This window comes from Salidesulfovibrio brasiliensis JCM 12178, from assembly GCF_001311825.1.
GTDB lineage: Bacteria > Desulfobacterota > Desulfovibrionia > Desulfovibrionales > Desulfovibrionaceae > Pseudodesulfovibrio > Pseudodesulfovibrio brasiliensis.
The window spans coordinates 1-642 of sequence record NZ_BBCB01000178.1 but is presented as its reverse complement, the minus strand read 5'-3'; the positions used below and the strand labels follow the sequence as shown (position 1 = coordinate 642).

Genomic DNA, 642 nt, shown 5'->3' with positions numbered 1-642 from the left:
CAAGAGGCTCTAAGAGTGATCGCTGCCCCGGTCGAAAGGTTCGCCAGCGAACAGGCAACCGGGCCCACGCAAGCAGCACATAAGAGCCTCTAAGCCTCGGGAGACAACGCTGCCGTTCTTCGTCTGCGCTGTCGCTCACCCTTAGGGTATCGCTTGCGGGAGAGGCTTGATTTGGGCCGGAGTCTCGCGGCCTGCGGCACTATTGGGGGGACGTTTTGCTTCCCGGTAGCCTTGCTTGCCGGGCCATGTGGCAATCTCACGCTGCCGAATTCCCAAACAGGAACCCCGAACCGGCTTTCGCCAGCGTGGAAGCGAGGGTCAGCGTTGTTTCGTAAGGCTTAGAAGCTCTTCGGCGGCGAGCGTTAAGCTCGAAGGGAAGGTGCCAGCGCGCTGGCACCTTCCCTTCGAGTAGCGAGTCGCCGTTAGAGCTTCTTGCCGTCGAAACCGGGTCCCCGACCAAGCGCAGCTTTTTTGGTTACTTTTTTTCTGCGCCAGCAAAAAGTAACTCGCTCGTAGAGAGCGAAACTCTCTCTTAAGAAATCAAGGTGCCTGTATGAATCGGCATGCCCGCGGGCGATGTAACGGTGGCTTTCTTGCTCGCCTTCGGCGGGAGGGACGGGAAGCGGAACCCGTTTCGTTGTG

1 protein-coding gene is annotated in these 642 nt (G+C 59.0%); it reads right to left on the bottom strand.

The features are described 5' to 3' along the window. Positions 1-422: 422 nt before the first annotated feature. Positions 423-642: hypothetical protein (locus tag JCM12178_RS19025; protein ID WP_218185667.1), on the bottom strand; the 220-nt coding region annotated here is incomplete at its 5' end.